Here is a 17,662-nt window from a genome sequence, read left to right as displayed (position 1 = left end):
TGAAAACCTCCTTTAATCGGCATCAATGACTATAAATTCATCACCTGCCTTTAATTTCAGCCTGCGGCTCAGAAACTGTTCGATGTTGAACTCATTCTTTTTGTCGTAGTCTGATGTGTATTTATAATTTGGATGCTGTGTCAGATCGTACTTGTCAGACAGAAACGGTCTCACACCACGCAGCTGTAAGATGCACTTGCCACCATCCAGAACTGCCAGCTCATCCACGGTAGCAAGGTCTTTGCCCAGCTTCTGATAATTCATGCCGTAGGACGGGCTGTTTCCTCTGGTATTCGAGGTGTTGTAGGTGTCGATGGTTTCTTTCCCAAGCGCCTGATTCAGCTCTTTCAGCGTGGTCGGCTCAGAACCGCCGAGGAAAATACGGGAATCCATGTTGCCGATGATGGTGTCCGAGTTGTCCTTATAAATAGCTTTCAGCTGAGACTGTGCCTGAAGGACAAGGCAGGCAGAGATTTCACGGCTTCGGATGGTCGCAACCAACTTTTCCAGATTGGGAATCTGACCGATATTTGCTGCTTCATCAATCAGACAGCGTACATGAACCGGCAGTCTGCCGCCATACACATCATCTGCTTTTTCGCAGAGCAGGTTGAACAGCTGGGTATAAATCATTGAGATCAGAAAATTAAAGGTCGCATCCGTATCCGACATAATCAGGAACAGCGCCGTTTTCTTATCTCCAAGAGTATCTAACTGCAATTCGTCATAGGCTGTAATGTCCCGGACTTCCTGAATGTCAAAGGGAGCAAGTCTTGCACCGCAGGAAATCAGAATACTCTTTGCCGTTTTGCCGGCAGCCAGCTTATACTTCTTGTACTGACGAACCGCAAAATGATTTGGATTTTTCTTTTCCAGAGCCTCAAACATCAGATCAACCGGATTCTGGAACTCCTCGTCATCCTCACGCACCTCCATTGCGTTTAAGAACTCAATCAGAGTTGAGAAGTTCTGTTCCTCAACCGGGGCTTCGTAATGGATATAGCCAATCAGGGCGCAGTACAGAAGGGTTTCTGCTTTCGTCCAGAACTCATCACCGGCTTTCCCGTCGCCTTTGGTGTTGGCAATCAATGTCGTCACCAGCTTCAGAATGTCTTTTTCTGAATGGATATAGGCGAATGGATTGTAGTGCATCGACTTCTTAAAGTTGATGGTGTTGAAAATCTTGATGTTATAGCCATGCTTCAACAGGGCATTGCCGCACTCAATGACAATGCTGCCTTTCGGGTCTGTAACAACATAGCTGGAGTGCATCTGGAGAAGATTTGGTTTCAGCCAGAACCTTGTCTTTCCTGAACCTGAACCACCGATAATCAGAACATTCTTGTTTCTGGCATTGGCTGGATTCTTCGGTCGGTTGGACATCATCAGCCGTTCTGTTTTCGTCAGGATGATGTTGTCCTCAAACTTTGGAGCAGCGAACGGTTCCATGTCTTTTGCTGTACCCCAACGGGCAGAACCATACTCCACATTGTGCCGGTACTTCTTGGCGTTTTTGCTTTTCAGATAAACCGCAAGCCGAAGCCCTGCGCCACAGGCAATTCCCACCAGCAAATCCAGCGGGTAAAAGCTGGGAAGTGGATTGCCCAGAGCAATCGGAAGGGCATAAAAAAAGCTGAGGATTTTTGCAGAAGAATCTGCACCCTCAGCCAATCGCCATGCTTCTCCAAAATTCGTTGCAAACAATCCCACCAGAATATACGGGATGTTCAGAATCAGGAGCTTTTTTAAATTGATTTTGCTCATCACAAATCACGCTCCTGTTTCTTTTCCCGAACCTTCCTGGGGATAGCTGCTACCATCTCTTTGAACTTCTTCAGCTGTGCCAGAACGCTCGGTTTCTTATCCTTCGTTAATGACCTTGCCTGATGTTCCTTACAGATAGCATCCAGGGCATCTGCATCCTTGGAACGGACAAAGACCAGATAACGGGGAGGATCAACGGACTTATCTTTTCTTACGGCAAAGTCCACACCGTATTTCTTGGCGAGCCTTTCAAAATCCCGAATACCATCCTTATCAATTTCCACATTGGTGGCACCCTGATTCTGTCCCAGCAGCTGCTTCACGGACTGTTTTCCGTGAACTGCCGTATCTCGGATTCCTTTTCTCGCCTTGACCTTTTCCCGGTGCTGCAAATACTTGCGAATACCGGCAATGACACTTCGAGCAGTCAGCCGTGTCGTGCTGATTGCCAGATTTATTGTCCTGTTTTCAACTTCTTCCTGCATGAATCATCACCTCCTGCAAGCAGTAGAGTGAGGGTCATCGTGCCATATCTCTGCGGTCGTAGTACAGATTTCCTCTGGCGACATTGGCATGGCTGATAATCTTGATATTACCGGCTTTCTGATTATCCAGAGCTTTCTGATACCCGGCTTCGCCCAGATACAGGCGGTTCCTTTCGCCTTTCCATCCAACAGGGGATTCGTTGGTCAGCACATCAAAGATAATCATGTGCTTTGTAGCTTCATCGAATCGTGCCAAGTCCATATAGGTGTGACCCTTGTACTCTTTGGCTCCTGCCTGGATTCTTCGGCGCTCCATCAGTTCTGCAATCGTTGAGCTTCTTTCCATGAAAACCTCCTTACAGCGAATCCCTATCAGGGCTGCTCTTGCGTGGTGCGGGGTCAGCCTTGATAGGCGCATCTTCTTTTTTGACCTTATCATCGGGCAACGGCAAAGCCATAATACTGCGCCCCATGCGGACGAAGGTTTCAGGCTGATGGAAGTGTTCCTCAAACTGTTTCATCAGCTCCGGGGAAAGGGAAGAAAAATCCTCCTCACCCAAACCAACGACCAGAAAGTCACCGGCGATAATGTCATAGATCTCGCCGTCCTCGTCCCGCAAGGCACGATTCAGGTCTTTCCCCATGATTTTTCCCTCATCGTGCATCACCAATGCGACAGGCTCATTAAATGGGTAAACGGCTTCAATGTCGCCACCAACAGCTTTCTGCATATCCTCCAAATCGCAGCCGATCTGAACCTGCTGGGGATACATATGGGGCTTTACCAGAAGCACCGTCATGGTTTCTGCCTGTTCCTGCTGAATCTCACGTTCCTCGGTAATACCAAACTGAACGCCGGTAAAGTTTTCGGAGTCCAGAATATACTCGGAATTGTAGTAGGCTGATCTGACCTGATCTTCTGCATCAGCACGGGACTTGGCTTCCACCGTTACCGTCTTTTCCAGTGTTTCGGTGATCTTTACATCATATTCCTTCAAACCTCATTACCTCCATTTCCTCAGATATAAGAAAAGCGGCCATCCATGAACCTGTTACAGTTCATAAATAGTCGCTTCATGTTCCCACTGGGGGACACACATAGATTCCAGTTCCTCGATCAGTTCCTCCGGGGAAAAGAACAAATCTTCCGCACTTTTCAAAATCTTTTTGAAAGCCCGGTACTCCGTCACATAGCCGGTATCGTCAGAGCCGATCAGCATTGACACACAGCGGACAATGGCAAAGTTCATATCCTCCATAAGCCACAGCTCGGTTTCATAGGTGGTTTTGATTTCATCTAAAACCGCCTGTTCCACATCGGAAATAATGAGGCAGGCACGCTGGTCAAACAGTTCCATGCCACGGTAATCGAAGCATTTCTCATAGCCACCGGTTACGGAATACTGATATACCGTCTGTGCCGCACCTCGTAATGCGGTGCAAACCTCCGGCAGACACAAACCACCGGCATAGCCGATCTCATCTTCATCATACCCCTCATAATCTTCGGGAGAAAACAGCTCGAACAGCCAGTCGATTGCTTTGCTCATTTCTCTTTCGCTGAACATTGGCGTTCACCTTACCTTTCCATAGATTTCTCTCGTTTTTTCTGCCACTGTTCCAGCAGCTGAATGATTTTATCCTCCATCTGCTTGCTGGTATAGGACTTCGGAAAGTATTTCCGCAGGGAGTCCGTTTTGAATGTTACCCTGTCCAGCTCGCCCTTTTTAACCTCATTCATAATCTCGCACATAGCATCCAGAGTACACTCGCCCTCCTGTGCGAGCTTTTTGATTCTCTGCGCCTGCGAAAGAGAAGGAGCTGCTTGGGCATAGTCCATTGCGGAAAGAAAATCCTGCTGTTCTTCTCTTGCGAGATAGGAAAGCTCCACGGCTGGATTAAATTTTATCTGACCGTTATCCACCATATCCAGAATTTCAGGAATAAGTTCGGTCAGACGGATATAACGAAAAATCTGGTTTTTACTTGTGCCAAGTTCCTCCGCCATTTCCTCGCTTGAGGTCTTTCCAAAATTATTCCCAACTTGGGAATAATTTTTTTCGGACGGTCTGCCTGCCTGATGTCGCATTGCATCCAGCTTCATTTTATAAGCATAGGCTCTTTCACTCGGCAGAATTGTTTCCCGCTGTAAATTCGCATCCACCATTAAAATTATGGCGGCATCATCATCCAAATCACGGACGATAACAGGCATGGTTTCTTTCCCGGCAAGTTCTGATGCACGATGTCGCCTGTGACCAGAGATAATCTCATAGCCGCCATCCGGGTCGGGACGAACAATCGCCGGGGTGAGAACCCCGAAGTCACGGACGCTCTCAACCGTTTTCATCATATCTTCATCGTCTACCACCCGGAAGGGATGTCCCTCAAAGGGGTGCAGCTCAGAAAGCGGAATTTCCTGAACTCGTTCCTGCTGGGCTTCAGCTCGTGACTGATCGGTAGAGAAAATATCATCGTAACCCTTCAAGCTGATGTTTGCGCCTTTTTTCTGCATTTTTTAACACCTCCTTTGTCAGAACTCGGTAGGCATCAGCGACTTTGCCCTTGGGGTCGTGCTTAAAGATACTCGCTCCTTCCGCACTGATTTCCTCCGCACGAACAGAGCGTGGAATGTCCGTCTTGTAGACTTTCAGTTTTCCTCCATAGCTCTCACGGATCAGATTGCTGATGTCCTTGGAATAATTGGTTCTGCTGTCCACCATCGTCAGAAGAATACCCTCAATTTTCAATTTGGGGTTAATCTGTCGCCTGACCTTGTTGATGGTTTCCAATAGCTGTTCCAAGCCCTTTGCTGGAAGATACGCCGCCTGAACTGGTATCAGCACATTATCCGCAGCTGCCAACGCATTGACTGTCAGCATACCCAAAGAGGGCATACAATCCAGAAGAATGTAGTCATAGTTCTGCTTGACCGTATCCAGGTACTGACGGAGAATGGTCTCCCTGCTCATAGCATTGACCAGAGAAACCTCCAAACCGGATAGTTCAATGTTGGCGGGCATCAAGTCCACGCCCTCCGGGTGATGAAGAATGCCTTCGCCGGAGGCAATCGGCTTTTCCATCATAATCTTTCCCATCATGTCGGAAAGGGTGGGAGACAACGTATCCGGGAACGGATTTCCCAGACTGACTGTTAATGAAGCCTGCGGGTCCGTGTCTACCAACAGAACCTTTTTGCCCTCCATTGCCAGTCCCACACCCAGATTTTCCGTGGTTGTGGTCTTGCCCGTTCCGCCTTTCTGGTTGACTACGGCGATAACTGTCGCTTTTTTCGCCAAAATTCATCACCTCGCATTCTTTCATGTGTGCGCTTCATGTTTACCACCTCCCTCCAAGTTTCCCCGAAGCCATATCATGCCTGACCTTTGCGTCATAATGAGCGCTTATGGTGTAGGGGGCGTTGTATATCGAAGCAAGTAAATACTGCTTGATATTGCGAACATCGGTTGTGTTCTCTTTGAAAGAACTCATTACAAATCTGATGTGTTCAGAATCCAGCTTCATAAAACTGCTTTTTACAATTTCAATCGGCTTATCATCACTGGCAATCCGGATTTGCTGACGATTGCTGCACATGACCTCAACAATCAGATGCAGTATCAGATCGAGTATCTCATGGTCATACGGATAATCCTGTTTCAGATAGTCCATGGAAAGCTGTTCATAAAAATACTGATAATATCGGGTAAATTCGTCAGTCCCATCGACTTCATTTCCACAAAAACCGGAAGGAAAGAAAGGATCAGTATCACTCAAATCAATATATTTAATATCAGTATTATTACCTTGTCCTTTTGACAGTTCCTGAATTGTGTTTTTGACAACTCCAGAATTGTCCTTTTGACAATTCAAGAATTGTCTTTCCACAGAACCGGAAATGAAGTTCTTTACATAGATCAGGTTCGGTTTCCCAAGTCCCTGTCGCTTGCGTTCTATCAAACCACATTTCTTTTCCAGCTCATCCAGCAGCTTCACCGCTTTCTTTTCGGCACAGCCTAACGCCCCTTTGATCTCTTCAATGGTGAAGATGATATAGACACGGCCTTCCTCGTCCAACCAACCATTCCGAGCTGACAGGTTCATGCGGTCAAGCAGAATACCGTAAAGAAGCTTGGCATCGGTTGATACATTCCAAAAGCAATCCTCGGTGAACAACACCTTTGGAACACGGTAGAATGTGAACATCTCCGCTTGCTGACCATAGAAATAATCATACGTCACTCATTCTCACCACCTCTTTCTGCGGGAAATGCTCCTTTTTCAGAGGGGTTCTGCGGAAAGTCGTATCCTTCAGCTTGTACGGACAGCGGACAAAAAAGCAGAAGCGGTACTTCCATCGTGGCTGATAATTCTCACAGTCTTTGCAGCACTTCGGCTTATCACGGCGATTGTATTCATACTCATACATATCAACGCACCCCCACTTCCTTCATAATCTTCCTGGTACACCAGCCGATGCAGGGATGAACCCGCCCATAAGGACAACCTTCACATTCCGACTTCGGCTTTGGGGGTACGGAGATTAAGTAGTAGCAATTCTCTTCGCCCAGGCAGCAGCCCTTTTTATTGTTTTTCCAGAAATGGCAGTAACGGCAGTCGTTTGGCTTGTCTGGGGAATAGACGATCTTACTCAAAAATCAAACCTCCAATCTTTCAGATTTACCCATGAATTTTGGGCATAAAAAAAGAGCGTCTATCCATCCCCGATACAGGGGCAAATAGACGCTCTATGTACATGGTAATATTCAATTTTATTTCTTATAACGGCTTAGCACTCGGAACATCCGCCTTTTGTATTAGCAAGGTTTTTAGCACGATTTTTCACCTAATTAGCTGGAAGGGCATTTTCATTAGCAAAAACGGCCCTTTTTCTGCTAATGATTAGCAGAAATTTTTGCCTTATCACAGCAGTTCGATTTTTTAGGGCTTGTCAAAAATCAGAATTTGAAGTAAAATTTGAAAACATTATTTCGTCTCCGCAATCACACAGGAATTTGTTAAAAAAAGCCGAAAGTCCTTGAAAACAAAGGCTTTCGGCGTTGTTTGCTGGCGTCGCTAAGAGGACTTGAACCTCCGGCCTACCGCTTAGGAGGCGGTCGCTCTATCCAACTGAGCTATAGCGACGTATTGTCATCTATGATTATAGCCCGACGAAAGTCGAACTGCAATCCCTTATTCAATTTTTCTCCAGGTGGCCGTTGTAACGTAACCTTAGGAGGGAGGCGCTTTATCCAGCTAAGCTACTGAGGCATATTATGTATTATCGTTGATTTTTTGAAATTCAACGCGCTTGGAAACGAATATGCAGAATGATTTTTACACCGAAGTGACCGACTGCGTTGCAACCGGAACGGTGTTAAACTTGTTGCATCAAAATTTGTTGAGAAAACCGTGATTCTCGGTTTTGCTTTTGAATAGAGCAATCACTTCTGCACCCAAGGTATCAGGTTGACCGAATTCTTAGGAGGCGGACGCTCTATCCAGCTGAGCTACGGAGACACAGTTCTGCATCCTTGGGGCACAGGAAAGCGCCCAAAAATACAGTACCTTATTATAATACCGCAACCGGGCTGTAAAATCAAGTTGAACCTGCGGGCAAAATGGTGTATGCTATAAGAGAATGTAAAGCGGCCGTGTGCTGCGCAGGGAGGATGCTATGGAAAAGATAAAAAATATCCGCAAAAAGCTGCGGCACCAGAGGTCAGTTCGGCGGAGAAAGCTGGGACTGAGCACCCCGACCCAGATCATCTGCGTCAGCTTTATCATCGTGATCGCGCTGGGCACGCTGCTGCTCACCCTGCCCATTGCCAGCAGGCACGGGCGGCTGGATGTGCTCAATGCCATGTTTACAGCCACCAGTGCCACCTGCGTCACCGGTCTGGTGGTGCGGGATACATGGACGCAATTCACATGGTTCGGGCAGGCAGTGGTGCTGCTGCTCATTCAGGTGGGCGGCCTTGGCCTTGTTACCCTTACCAGCTTTTTTGCGCTGGCCATGCGCCGGCGCATGGGCTTTCGGGATCTGCGGCTGCTGGGCGAGAGCGTCTCGGCAGACGGCTACGATCAGGCCAAAAGCGTGCTGAAGATCGTGGTAGGGCTGGCAGCAATGTTTGAGGGCATCGGTATTCTGCTGCTGCTGTTCGCCTTTGTGCCGCAGTTCGGGCTGGAAGGTGTCTGGATCAGTGTGTTCACCGCCATTTCGGCTTTCTGCAATGCGGGCTTCGACCTGTTCGGACGGTTCGGGGCGTACTCCTCGCTGGTGCCCTATGTCAACAACTACTATGTGCAGGCGGTGGTCATGTTCATGATCATCTCCGGCGGTCTGGGCTTTATGGTTTGGGTGGAGCTGTGCCAGTGGTACCAGAAACGCCGCTTGTCCCTGCACGCCAAGGTGGTGCTGTCCTTCTCGGTGATCTTGTGGCTGGGCGGCGCGCTGGGGCTGGGACTGATGGAATGGAACAATCCCGCCACACTGGGCGGGCTGTCGGTGCCCGGCAAGGTGATGGCTTCGCTGTTCCAGTCGGTATCCACCCGTACCGCCGGCATGAACACCGTGGACTTGGCCTCCTGCGGCACCCTGAGCAAGCTGCTTATGAGCGTGCTGCAATTTATCGGCGCAGCGCCCGGCTCTACCGGCGGCGGTGTGAAGGTGACCACCTTCGCGGTCATCATCCTGACCATCCGCAGCGTGGCGCAGGGGCGCGACGATTGTGTGATCGCTGACCATCATATCGAGTCCAAGACCGTCTACCGTGCGCTGACCATTATCGTGCTGGGCGCTGTGGCGGTCATCGGCTCGGCCATCGTGGTGTACTACAACACCTCGGACGCCGTGTCGGTGGTGGACGCCATCTTCGAGTCCTGCTCGGCTTTTGGCACAGTGGGCCTTTCCGTAGGCGTGACCAGCCAACTGAACAACGGAGCAAAGATCCTGTATATGCTGGTCATGTTCATGGGCCGTGTCGGCCCGGTGGCTTTTGCCATGAGCCTGACCGCCAAACCGGATGACAACAAGCGCAAGATCATGCCGGTGGGACATATCAACGTAGGTTAAATGAAAAAGCGGCGGCTGCACTGTGCTTTGTGTAGCCGCCTGTTTTTTAGCGTGGGACGATTTTGAATGGCCTCCGCGTGCGCTTTGGCCATACTTTAAGGAAAATCGTTTTTCTTCGGGCTAACGGTGCGTCTGCGGAGCTTGTCGGGGCAAAGCCCCTCCATCTGCTAATGCAGACCGCTCTGCCGCTTAAAAGCCCCACTGGGGCTTTCATTGCTGCGCAAACGCGGACGCACCGTTAGCCCATTTTCACGGAAAGGATTTTAGCTAAAGCAATGCCGGGCAACCTTTGGGCTGCCCGGCATTGCTCTTTCACAGGAGACGTTACAGCCTCTGTTTTGTTATATCTGAAAATAAATTACTCTGCGTACAGGGAAATGATATTCAGCACGATCTCGGTGCAGCGGTCCATCCGCTCCACGGTGGTGCATTCGCATACGCCGTGGAAGTTGAAGCCGCCGGTGCCCAGATTGGGGCAGGGCAGACCATTCCAGCTCAGGGTAGCGCCATCTGTGCCGCCGCGCACGGGCACCTCCACCGGCTCCAGACCGGCCATGCGCACAGCCTTGCGGGCGGTCTCGATGAGGTGGAAATGGGGCTTGATCTTTTCCAGCATATTGCGGTAGCTGTCCTTGATCTCCACTTCTACGGTGCCTGCACCGTACTTGCCGTTCAGGTAATCGGCAATATCCTGCATATTGTCTTTCTTGAACTGCAGCTTGGCGGCGTCGTGGTCGCGCAGGATGTAGCCCAGCTTTGCGGTGGTGACATCGCCGTACATCTGGCACAGGTGGTAGAAGCCCTGACGCCCCTCGGTGGTCTCGGGACGTGCCATCACGGGCAGAGCACCGTGGAACTCCATGGCAACGTTGGAGGCGTTGATCATAGTGTCCTTGGCGGAGCCGGGGTGCACCGAGAAGCCGTGGATGGTCACGGTGGCGGCAGCGGCGTTGAAGTTCTCGTACTCGATGTCGCAGGCATCACCGCCGTCCACCGTGTAGGCAAAGTCTGCACCAAAGCCGGGGATATCGAACAGGTCGGCACCCTCGCCGATCTCCTCGTCCGGGGTAAAGCCGATGCACAGCTTGCCGTGGGGGCGGCCCTCGCGGATAACGGTCTCCACAGCGGTCATGATCTCAGCCACACCGGCTTTATCGTCTGCGCCCAGCAGGGTGGTGCCATCGGTGGTGATGAGGGTCTCGCCCTTCATGGAGGCGAGGAAGGGGAAAGCAGAGACCTTCATCACCTTGCCGGTGGCGGGCAGCACCACATCGCCGCCGTCGTAGTTCTCGTGCAGGATGGGGTTCACGTTCTCGCCGCTGGCATCCGGGGCAGTGTCCATGTGGGCAATCAGACCCAGTGCGGGCTTTTCCTCGCAGCCGGGGGTGGCGGGTAGGGAACCGTAGACGTAGCAGTGCTCGTCCACACGGGCATCCTCCACGCCCAGAGCCTTCAGTTCCTCCACCAGCTTGTGAGCCAGATCAAACTCCCGCGCAGCGGAAGGATGGGTACCGGACTCCGGGTCCGAGGTGGTGTAGACCTTGACGTAATCAAGCAGTCGTTCATAGGCGCGCATAATAAAGCACACTCCTTTAGCAATATTGAAGGATCACAGCCTGCGATCCATCTCCTATCATACCCTGTTTTTCCTGTTTTGACAACCTTTTTTGTGCACTTGAGACAGAAAGCACAGCTTCAACAACAAAATGAACAAAAATCGCCGTAAAAAAGCGGTTCGTCAGCCGTTTTGCGCTGACCCTAAAAAGAAACACCGGAAAGCCAGCAGACTTTCCGGTGTCTCACTTTTCTCAGCGTTCCCGCTTGCGGGCAGGACTTAACCCAGACAGACGCCCATGCGGCGCGCCACGCTCAGCAGCTCGCAGTTTTCGGGCACATTGCGGGTCTTACCGGCAATGTCTGCCAGACGGTTCTCGGTCACCCGGCGGTTCACCATGGCCACGGTCACGCCGTAGCGCTCCACTTCCACCAGCTGTGCGGCATAGCTGCCGAACTGGGTGGCCAGCACACGGTCGTAGGCGCTGGGGCTGCCGCCGCGCTGCATGTGACCGGGGATGCACACGCGGGTCTCCATGCCGGTCTTTTTCTGCACGGCCTGTGCAATGCGGTTGGTGGCGGTGGTGCCAAGGCCTGCCTCGGCACGCTTGGCCATCCAGTCCTTGCGCTTCATGCGGGCTTCCTCGGTGTTGATAGCACCCTCGGCCACGGCAAGGATAGAGAAGTTGGAACCCTTCTTGGCGCGGCGCTCCACGGCCTCGCACACGCGGTCGATGTCGTAGGGCAACTCGGGCAGCAGAATGATGTCCGCACCGCCGGCAATACCGGAGTACAGGGTAAGCCAGCCGGCCTTGTTGCCCATGATCTCAATGCACATCACGCGGCTGTGGCTGCCGGCGGTGGTGTGGATGCGGTCGATGACGTCCGTGGCGATATCCACAGCGGTGTGGAAACCGAAGGTCACGTCGGTGCCGTAGATATCGTTGTCAATGGTCTTGGGCAGGCCGATAATATTCAGCCCTTCCTGCGAAAGCAGGTTGGCGGTCTTGTGGGTGCCGTTGCCGCCCAGACACAGCAGGCAGTCCAGCTTCGCCGCCTTGTAGGTCTTTTTCATGGCGGCGACCTTATCAATATTGTCGTCCTCCACCACACGCATCAGCTTGAAGGGGGTGCGCTTGGTGCCCAGAATGGTGCCGCCCAAGGTCAGGATGCCGCGGAAGTCGTCTTCGTTCATCTCGCGGTAGTCGCCGTTGATCAGGCCGCTGTAACCGTTGGCAATGCCCACGATCTCCACGTTATCTCCCATACGGGCGTACAGTGCTTTTGCAACGCCGCGGATGGTGGCGTTCAGGCCCGGGCAATCACCGCCGGAAGTCAGGATACCAACACGTTTTTTCATTCAAATACCCTCTTTCATTATCATTCAGGCAAAGCCGAACGGTCCGGCAAAGGGTGCCGGGCTGACCGGGATCCTACCTTTTTATAGTATTAGAGTATTCCGAAAGGGGAGTGCTGTCAAGAGAAAAACCAAAAATTTACAAGCCTGTGTGCATCGGAAAGCCGCTGCGAAAACTTTTGCAGAAAAACTGAAAAAATGGTTGACAAGCAGCCCGCCGGCGTGTATAATATCCCTTGTCAGCAACGCACGGCGCGGCTGACAGAACCGAATATTGGGGATTTGCATAGTGGTAGTGCGGTAGACTCTGACTCTACTTGTGGGAGTTCGATTCTCTCATCCCCAACCAGTTACCGCAGCCGAATAAGCTGCGGTATTTTCGGGGCATAGCGCAGTTGGTAGCGCGCCTCGTTCGGGACGAGGAGGCCGTGGGTTCAAATCCCGCTGCTCCGACCAAAAAGACCAGTACACATTTGTGTACTGGTCTTTTTTGCTTTTGCGCGAACAGGCTGTAAAAAAGTGGCTCGGAACCACCGACAGGTGTTTCTGAGCCACTAATATTATATCGTTTCCAGCAGTGCGGGCAGCTGGGCGAGGTCATCGATGACGTAGGGACTGGCTTTTTCCAGCCGGGCGCGGGACTGGTGCCCGCCGGTGTACAGCACACAGGTCGCACCAATGGCCGCAGCCACTGCGGCGTCGTGGTCGGTATCGCCGACCATCACGCAAGCCGCCGGGTCGATGCCGGTGCGGCGCAGATAATCGGTGCCAAGCTGTACCTTGCTTACGCCGTAAATGTCCGCAAGGCCGAGCAACTCGGTAAAAAAGCCTTGCAGACCCCGGGCGGATACCTGCTCGATCAGGTAATCACGGCGGGAGGCGGAAAGCACAGCCTGCTGCCAGCCCATGCGGGACAGCGTTTGCAGGGTGTCAACGGCGTGTGCCGTTACAGCGCAGCCGGGCACACCGGCGTTGTAGTGCTCCATAAAGCGGGCGGCAAGCTCCGGGTAGGGGTGCCGCGCAAAGTCGAACCCGGCACAGCGGTAGTAGTCCTCGATGGGAAAGCCGAACAGCTCCCGGTAGGCAGCCAGATCGTACCGCTGGGGGTAGCCGTGGGTCTCCAGCATCCAGTTCAGGCAGCTGTGGGTAAAATCCACATCGTCCATCAGGGTACCGTTCCAGTCCCAGAAGATCATACCGTTTGGCTGCATGGAAACCTCCTTGTGTTATTCCGTCGCAAACACCTTGCGCAGCGCGGCGTTGCTCTCGATCAGCTTTACCAGCACAACGCCCAGCACGGTGCAGCTGATCAACTCGCCGATGCCCACCGAGATGCCGTTGGTGATGCAGGCCAGCCAGATGGGTGCGCTGGACGTGGGGTCCGGGAACATCACGGCAATTTCAATGCCGATGATCACGGCGTTGAACAGCACCGGGGGCAGGCTGGCGGCAATGGCCAGACCCTTGAAGCGCACATTGCGCAGCTTGTAGGTGACCAGACAGGCCAGCAGGGTGGCCAGCGTGCCAAAGATCACATCCACGATGGTGGAGCCCAGCAGGTTTGCCAGGAAGCAGCCCAGCACAACACCCACGATGTACTCTGCACCGAACACGGGCAGCAGGCACAGAGCCTCGGCCACGCGTACCTGCACAGCACCATAGGAGAGGGGCTGCAATGCCAGACACAGCACTACATAGATAGCTGCCACTACACCGCAGTGCACCAGCTTACGGACGGAAGAATTCTGATTCATGATAATACTCCAGCGGTTTGATTTTGACCGCACAGGAACCGCCAGCTCCTGCGGGTTTTGCCCGGCGCCGCTCGAGTGGCACCGGGGAGCCTAAAATCCTAAGTTGCTCTTTGAAGATACTGCACAAAAAAGCACAGCGGAAGGAAGTATATCACAAAATCGGACGGAATGCAATGGGGAGAGGACGATTGAAACTTGCCCGCCGCGCTGCTCTGGGCGTATTCATGTAAAAATGGAATACCGGAGCGTCCGCAGACGCTCCGGTATTCCGAAATTTCAAATAATGATTCCGCTAAATATGGCCAAAGCGCAGCGGCGGCCATTCCAAATGGTTTTACCCTCTGGGGTGGCCGGTATATGTCAGCGCTACGGTATCGGGGCCGGTGTTGGCAGAGACCACACCGCCCAGCTCAAACACGGCCAGCGGCGGCTTGCCAAAGGCCTTGCGGCAGGCCTTTTCCAGATCTGCGGCTTGCGGGATGTTGGTGTGACCGATCATATACTCGAAGTCCTCTACATCCCCGGCGCGCTTCTGGCACAGCTCCACCATGGCAGGCACGACTTTTTCATCGCCGCGCACCTTGGCCTCTACCTTGGTCTTGCCGTCGATCAGGGTAATGATGGGACGGATGCCCATCAGCTCGCCCATGACGGCTGCTGCGGCAGAGATGCGGCCGCTCTTTTTCATCTGCCTCAGGCTGTAAGGCCCCAGCACGACCTCCATGCAGTTCATCTGCTGTTCAAATTCGTGGATGACGTGGCGGATCTCTGCGCCGTTCTGCAGTTTGCGTGCCATCTCGCACAGATACCAGCCGAACACCATAGAATAGGTGTGGGGGTCCAGCAGATGGATGTTCAAATGGTGCTCCGGGCGCTCCTCCCGCAGCATACCCTGCGCCATCAGGGCGTTGTTGTAGGTGGAGGAGCCGGATTTGTTGATGGGCACATGGATGACATCCGTGTAGCCCTCGTCCACATACTGGCAGTATTTTTCACAGAACTGGATGGGCGTGATGGCGGCGGTAGAGGGCACACCCTTTGCCGCACGCATTTTATCGTAGAATTCGGTGTTGGTGCAGTCCACACGCTCAACATAGTCCACATCATCCAGCAGGATGTGGAAACTCATGATATCAATGCCGTACTTTTCGGCCATCTCCTGCGGGATATCGCAGGAGGAATCGGTCAGAATTGCGATCTTGCTCATAGTGTCCCTCATTTCCATTCATAATCTCGTAGATGGCCGTGGTCCAGCAGCTCCGGGAAATCCCACTGCCGCAGCACCTCGTACACGCCCACCGCCACGCTGTTGGAAAGGTTCAGGCTGCGGCAGGTGTCCCGCATGGGCATGCGGATGCAGTGCTCCTGATTTTCCGCAAGCAGCGCTTCCGGCAGACCGGCGTCCTCGCGCCCGAACACCAGATAAGCCCCGTCCGGGTACTGTACATCGGTGTAGCGCTGGGGCGCCTTGGTGGTAAAGTAGTAGTAGGGGCCGTTGTTGCGGGCAAAAAAGTCCGCAAGGCCATCGTAATAGGTGATGTCCAGATAGTGCCAGTAGTCCAGCCCGGCATGCTTGAGCTTTTTGTCGTCAATGGCAAAGCCCATGGGCCCCACCAGATGCAGACGGCAGGCGGTGCAGGCACAGGTACGCGCCACGTTGCCGGTGTTCTGGGGGATGCGGGGCTCTACCAGAACGATATTCAGGGTCGGCTTTTCCATCATAAAACGCCCTCCGGTTCCTCCCGCAGGGGGCACAGGCGGGGCAGCAGCGGCTCGAACCACACGCCGAAACGGGTGTCCTGCGTATAAGGCGTGCCCTGAATGGCCAGCGAAACAAACTCCGCAGCGTTATCGGCGGCGGCGCTCAGGGCGTTGCCCTGCAGCAGCGAGCCGATGAGCACAGCACCGTACAGATCCCCTGTGCCGGGGAAACTGCGGCTGATATGCAGCTTTTTGATGACGAAGCGGTCGGTGCCGGTACCGGCACAGCCGATGTACTTGCCCAGCGGCAGTCCGGTGACCACCGCGTTGGGAGCCAGCGGCTGCAAAGCATCTGCCAGCGCCTGCGCGGCGGCATCGTCCAGCTCATCGGTGACGGGCTGCTGCTGCAAAAGCAGCTGCGCTTCGGTGTAGTTGGGCAAAATCAGGTCTGCCGCGCGGCACAGATTGCGGATGCGCTCGATCAGCGCCGGGGTAACGGTGGAATAGGCCTTGCCGTTATCGCCCATCACGGGGTCTACCACCTTGTAGGCGGCAGGCCACAGGGCAAAGGCTTTTTCAGCCAGCGCTACCTGTGCCTCGCCGCCCAGATAGCCGGTATAGATACAATCAAATTGCAGCTCCAGTGCCTGATAGTGCTCCAGCGCGGCCATGCCGTAGGCACTGCCGTCCATCCGGGCGGGGGTGCCAAGGCCGCCGGTGTGGGTAGAAAGCACCACCGTGGGCAGTGCCACCGGCTGGAAGCCCATGACCGACAGCACAGGCAGGATCACCGCAAGGCTGCACCGGCCTACGCCGGATAAATCGTGGATGCAAAGGATCTTTTTTGGTTCAACGGGTTTTTGCAAATAGGAAAACCTCCTTGCTGAAAAGCCGCACGCAGCGGCTTATAAAAAGCATCATGCAACAGTATACCACAAATTGCTGCATAAAAAAAGCGTATACCAGATTCTTTTACGGAAATAATAGCACTGCAAGCCCTGTCATGACAGGCTGAAAGGAGAAATTCAGGATGAAACAGCGAGAAAATTCCGCCGCAGGCATGGTGGTGGGCATGGCCGCCGGTGCAGCCCTCGGGGCTGCCGGTGCCATGATGGCTACCCAGAGCAAGCGCCAGATGCGCCGCAATGTGCGCAAGGTGATGAAAGGTGCGGAAAACGCGGTGATGCAGCTGGATAAGATGGCCACCGACTTCGTGGAAAAGCACATCGACTGCTGAACAGCAAAAAGCGCCGTCCCGGGTGGAACGGCGCTTTTTATCGTGCGTCTTATTTTGCCCAGATGCACATCCGGGCGGTGGTATTGATCTCGCCCAGCAGGCTCAGATCCATCTGAATGTTGCAGGTCACGGTCAGCGACTTATTCACATCGCTGCCGGTCAGCGCCGAAGCGGGCAGGTTTTTGATGGTCAGGATGCCGGTGCCCTTTTCAATCTCGCCGGTCAGGGTGCCGGTGTAGGTCACATCGCCGATGGTCAGGCCGGTCAGATAGCCGGTCACGTTGAGCTTGGTCACCTGCTTGACGGGGAGCGTCAGGGTGTAGGTGCCGTTGGACTGGCGGGTAAGGGTGGCCTCGCGGTCGGAATCAATGCCGGAGTTGGCCATGGATTCCTTATCGGACTTTTCCTTCCAGAATTTGACCCCAACGGAGGTATTCGCGGCGGCAGAAGCGCCCAGTGTGAGCACACAGAACATCAGCAGCGTCAGCAGGGCAGCGCCGGTACGTTTTAAGGCAGTAGTCATGTTTTTATCCTTTCTGCCGCAGCTGCGGCATGGTGAAACGGAGTACATAATGCTCCATAAAATACTGATTTGTCAATGCTAACATAACATGACCAGACGGCCTTGTCAATGCGCCTTGGCAGTCTTTCACAAAAATGTTTCGAATCCAACACAAAATGTGGAAGGTGTGATAAAAAGGACGCTGCAACATTGCAGCGCCCTTTGGAACGGGA

General features: G+C 53.1%; 18 protein-coding genes, 3 tRNA genes and 1 riboswitch. Of the genes, 4 read left to right on the top strand and 17 right to left on the bottom strand.

From position 1 onward, the window contains the following. Positions 1-12: 12 nt before the first annotated feature. The 9 genes from ACXPUX_RS13580 to ACXPUX_RS13540 form a co-directional block, all read right to left on the bottom strand. A complete protein-coding gene (locus ACXPUX_RS13580) occupies positions 13-1,764 on the bottom strand; it encodes a VirD4-like conjugal transfer protein, CD1115 family (protein WP_458828732.1) in 1,752 nt (583 codons plus the stop codon). After that, positions 1,764-2,249, bottom strand: a complete 486-nt coding sequence (locus ACXPUX_RS13575; protein ID WP_321691789.1) for a PcfB family protein — start codon at positions 2,247-2,249, stop codon at positions 1,764-1,766. The genes ACXPUX_RS13580 and ACXPUX_RS13575 overlap by 1 nt, the downstream gene beginning before the upstream one ends. A 34-nt stretch (positions 2,250-2,283) precedes the next feature. Beyond that, positions 2,284-2,595 carry a DUF5720 family protein gene (locus tag ACXPUX_RS13570; protein ID WP_458828731.1) on the bottom strand — a complete coding sequence of 104 codons (312 nt, stop codon included), beginning with the start codon at positions 2,593-2,595 and terminating at the stop codon, positions 2,284-2,286. 10 nt (positions 2,596-2,605) lie between these two features. Continuing rightward, complete coding sequence (locus tag ACXPUX_RS13565) at positions 2,606-3,247, bottom strand: DUF3846 domain-containing protein (protein ID WP_441036788.1); 642 nt, start codon at positions 3,245-3,247, stop codon at positions 2,606-2,608. Between the two features lie 54 nt (positions 3,248-3,301). Beyond that, positions 3,302-3,799, bottom strand: coding sequence for a hypothetical protein (locus tag ACXPUX_RS13560; protein ID WP_458828730.1), 498 nt, complete (start codon positions 3,797-3,799; stop codon positions 3,302-3,304). A 29-nt stretch (positions 3,800-3,828) separates the two neighbouring features. Continuing rightward, the gene (locus ACXPUX_RS13555) at positions 3,829-4,764 is read right to left on the bottom strand and encodes a ParB/RepB/Spo0J family partition protein (RefSeq protein WP_441036790.1); all 936 of its coding nucleotides are present in this window, start codon (positions 4,762-4,764) and stop codon (positions 3,829-3,831) included. Beyond that, positions 4,721-5,548 (bottom strand): ParA family protein, encoded by an 828-nt coding sequence (locus tag ACXPUX_RS13550; protein ID WP_441036791.1) that lies wholly within the window; start codon positions 5,546-5,548, stop codon positions 4,721-4,723. Before ACXPUX_RS13550 ends, ACXPUX_RS13555 begins: the two co-directional genes overlap by 44 nt. Positions 5,549-5,588: 40 nt before the next feature. After that, a complete protein-coding gene (locus ACXPUX_RS13545; RefSeq protein ID WP_441036792.1) occupies positions 5,589-6,491 on the bottom strand; it encodes a DUF6017 domain-containing protein in 903 nt (300 codons plus the stop codon). A gap of 826 nt (positions 6,492-7,317) precedes the next feature. After that, positions 7,318-7,394, bottom strand: a tRNA-Arg gene (locus ACXPUX_RS13540). Between the two features lie 532 nt (positions 7,395-7,926). On the opposite strand from ACXPUX_RS13540, the gene ACXPUX_RS13535 reads away from it, so the two are divergent. Beyond that, entirely contained in the window at positions 7,927-9,324 is a 1,398-nt protein-coding gene (locus ACXPUX_RS13535; RefSeq protein WP_458828729.1) for a TrkH family potassium uptake protein, read from the top strand. A gap of 358 nt (positions 9,325-9,682) precedes the next feature. On the opposite strand, the gene pepT is transcribed toward ACXPUX_RS13535, so the two are convergent. Then, positions 9,683-10,900 carry a peptidase T gene (pepT, locus tag ACXPUX_RS13530; RefSeq protein ID WP_458828728.1) on the bottom strand — a complete coding sequence of 406 codons (1,218 nt, stop codon included), beginning with the start codon at positions 10,898-10,900 and terminating at the stop codon, positions 9,683-9,685. A gap of 258 nt (positions 10,901-11,158) precedes the next feature. Next, positions 11,159-12,238, bottom strand: coding sequence for a 6-phosphofructokinase (locus ACXPUX_RS13525; protein WP_005924931.1), 1,080 nt, complete (start codon positions 12,236-12,238; stop codon positions 11,159-11,161). 272 nt (positions 12,239-12,510) lie between these two features. Between ACXPUX_RS13525 and ACXPUX_RS13520 the strand changes: the two genes are divergently transcribed. Next, a tRNA-Gln gene (locus tag ACXPUX_RS13520) sits at positions 12,511-12,584 on the top strand. Between the two features lie 31 nt (positions 12,585-12,615). After that, positions 12,616-12,691, top strand: a tRNA-Pro gene (locus ACXPUX_RS13515). 104 nt (positions 12,692-12,795) lie between these two features. Here the strand turns inward: ACXPUX_RS13515 and ACXPUX_RS13510 are convergent. The 5 genes from ACXPUX_RS13510 to ACXPUX_RS13490 all read right to left on the bottom strand — a co-directional run bounded on the left by ACXPUX_RS13510 (position 12,796) and on the right by ACXPUX_RS13490 (position 16,556). Beyond that, a complete protein-coding gene (locus ACXPUX_RS13510; RefSeq protein WP_458828727.1) occupies positions 12,796-13,446 on the bottom strand; it encodes an HAD family hydrolase in 651 nt (216 codons plus the stop codon). Positions 13,447-13,461: 15 nt separating this feature from the next. Next, entirely contained in the window at positions 13,462-13,989 is a 528-nt protein-coding gene (locus ACXPUX_RS13505; protein WP_112090653.1) for a QueT transporter family protein, read from the bottom strand. A 7-nt stretch (positions 13,990-13,996) separates the two neighbouring features. Continuing rightward, positions 13,997-14,098, bottom strand: a riboswitch (PreQ1-III riboswitch). Between the two features lie 225 nt (positions 14,099-14,323). Continuing rightward, positions 14,324-15,214 carry a DegV family protein gene (locus ACXPUX_RS13500; protein WP_458828726.1) on the bottom strand — a complete coding sequence of 297 codons (891 nt, stop codon included), beginning with the start codon at positions 15,212-15,214 and terminating at the stop codon, positions 14,324-14,326. Continuing rightward, the gene (locus ACXPUX_RS13495; RefSeq protein WP_458828725.1) at positions 15,205-15,711 is read right to left on the bottom strand and encodes a tRNA (cytidine(34)-2'-O)-methyltransferase; all 507 of its coding nucleotides are present in this window, start codon (positions 15,709-15,711) and stop codon (positions 15,205-15,207) included. The genes ACXPUX_RS13500 and ACXPUX_RS13495 overlap by 10 nt, the downstream gene beginning before the upstream one ends. Further along, positions 15,708-16,556: a bifunctional hydroxymethylpyrimidine kinase/phosphomethylpyrimidine kinase gene (locus ACXPUX_RS13490; protein WP_458828724.1), complete on the bottom strand. Its 849-nt coding sequence runs from the start codon at positions 16,554-16,556 to the stop codon at positions 15,708-15,710. The genes ACXPUX_RS13495 and ACXPUX_RS13490 overlap by 4 nt, the downstream gene beginning before the upstream one ends. Before the next feature lie 164 nt (positions 16,557-16,720). Here ACXPUX_RS13490 and ACXPUX_RS13485 point away from each other — a divergent pair, with 164 nt between their 5' ends. Beyond that, positions 16,721-16,927: a hypothetical protein gene (locus ACXPUX_RS13485; protein WP_097779496.1), complete on the top strand. Its 207-nt coding sequence runs from the start codon at positions 16,721-16,723 to the stop codon at positions 16,925-16,927. Between the two features lie 49 nt (positions 16,928-16,976). On the opposite strand, the gene ACXPUX_RS13480 is transcribed toward ACXPUX_RS13485, so the two are convergent. Further along, the gene (locus ACXPUX_RS13480) at positions 16,977-17,450 is read right to left on the bottom strand and encodes a pilin (RefSeq protein ID WP_458828723.1); all 474 of its coding nucleotides are present in this window, start codon (positions 17,448-17,450) and stop codon (positions 16,977-16,979) included. Positions 17,451-17,662: the final 212 nt, after the last annotated feature.

It is taken from the genome of Faecalibacterium sp. PGM34, from assembly GCF_054456555.1.
This window is presented reverse-complemented; position numbering and strand designations above follow the sequence as displayed.